Origin of the sequence: Arthrobacter sp. Hiyo1 (assembly GCF_001263615.2) — a bacterium.
GTDB lineage: Bacteria > Actinomycetota > Actinomycetes > Actinomycetales > Micrococcaceae > Arthrobacter.
Genome location: NZ_DF952470.1, coordinates 199691 through 201072 on the forward strand (window position 1 = coordinate 199691; position 1382 = coordinate 201072).

General features: G+C 65.9%; 3 protein-coding genes. All 3 read right to left on the reverse strand.

The genetic code is table 11. From position 1 onward, the window contains the following. A partial coding sequence (locus AHiyo1_RS09855; RefSeq protein WP_253257248.1) for an NAD(P)-binding domain-containing protein occupies positions 1 to 306 on the reverse strand: 306 nt, incomplete at its 3' end. 1 nt (position 307) lies between these two features. Then, positions 308 to 1108, reverse strand: a complete 801-nt coding sequence (locus tag AHiyo1_RS09860) for a sugar phosphate isomerase/epimerase family protein (protein ID WP_059388457.1) — start codon at positions 1106 to 1108, stop codon at positions 308 to 310. Further along, the coding region (locus tag AHiyo1_RS09865; RefSeq protein WP_172465562.1) for a triose-phosphate isomerase at positions 1105 to 1382 on the reverse strand (278 nt) is incomplete at its 5' end. The genes AHiyo1_RS09865 and AHiyo1_RS09860, both read right to left, overlap by 4 nt.

Sequence of the window (1382 nt, forward strand, 5' to 3'; positions counted from 1 at the left end):
CCGGCGTAGGCGGCGGCCGGGTCCAGGGTGAGGAGGATCGAGCCGGGCTTCATCTGTGGGACGACGCCTTCGGACACGATGCCCCAGGACGGTGTCCGGCACGGCGAGGATCACGACGTCGGCGCCCTTGACGGCGTCGTCCGTTGCGGTGATCTCGCGGCCCTCGGCGCGGACGCGGTCCTGGCCGGCGGGGGAGTTCTCGCTGTAGGTGACCGTGTGGCTGCTCTTCTGGAGGTTGGCGGAAACGCGCATCCCCATCTTGCCACCGGCTCCAATAACGGCGACGGTCAATTGTTCTGCTGACATTTCACTTGCTCCTTAGGAATTCGAGGCTTTGTTGGGTCCACTGGTTTTCGAGGCGGATGGTTTCCGCCTCGGAGTCCTGCCAGGGCAGCCAGTGTTCGACGATCTGGTTGATGTTTCTTTGCGAGGGCTGGATCTTGCCGGCCATGTAGTCGTAATCCAGGAGGCCTTCGCCGAGCGGCGCGCCGGAGTACGTGAACCCGACCCACCCCTCCTTGCGGCTGAACGCAAAGTCTTTGATGTGCATATTCAGGACGTAGGGCGCGACGGCGTCAATCACCTCGCGGGGCATCTCCAGCGCCGCGACGGTGTTGGCGGGGTCGCTGCAGATCCCGAGGTACGGGCTGTCCACCCGGCGGATCACGTCCAGGATCCGAGCGGTAGGCACCTGTTCGTAGGTCTCGACGGCGATCCGCACGCCTGCCGCTTCGAAGGCCGGCAGGACCTCGGTGAAGATCGCGGTGGCTTCGTCGGCGTCGGGCGCGTGGCCGGGGACGTTGAACATGGTCCTCAGTAGCTCCGAGCCAAGGATCCGGGCGATGTGCAGGAACTTGCGCAGGTGCTCCGGACGGATGCCCTTCGTACCGAGTTCCAGCGTGATGCCGAGGGAGTCCGCGGTTGAGCGGACGGCGGCGAGTTCGTCGTCGGACATGTGCTCGAGGGGAGCATAGTCGCAGATCTGGAACAGCTCGACGCCCAGGTCCGCAGTGCAGGCCAGCGCGTTGTGGATGCTCAGCGGCGCCGAGACGGCGTCCGAGAGTTGCCAGAAGAACGCGTAGCTGCTCAGGCCGATGGTCGAGCTCATACTGTCACCCCTTTCCCAACAAGGCGTGCGGCAGCCTCGTCCAGGATGGTCTTGAGGGCTTCCGGATCGTGCGCGAAGCGGCCGAGGAACAGGCCGGCAACGGACATGTCCAACTGGCTGATCAGCCCGGGGCCCGCGCTGCCGCCGTAAATGACACGGCTCCCGGCCTGTCCCGGCAACGAGCGGAGGTGCTCGTCGAGGCCGCGGACCACGGCGCTGATGTATTCGGGCGTCGCGGGTTCCGGCGCGCCGATGGCCCACTGCGGTTCGTAGG

Coding starts and splice junctions, on each gene's coding strand:
- AHiyo1_RS09860 (WP_059388457.1), bottom strand. CDS start 1,108: ATGAGCTCGACCATCGGCCTGAGCAGCTACGCGTTCTTCTGGCAACTC.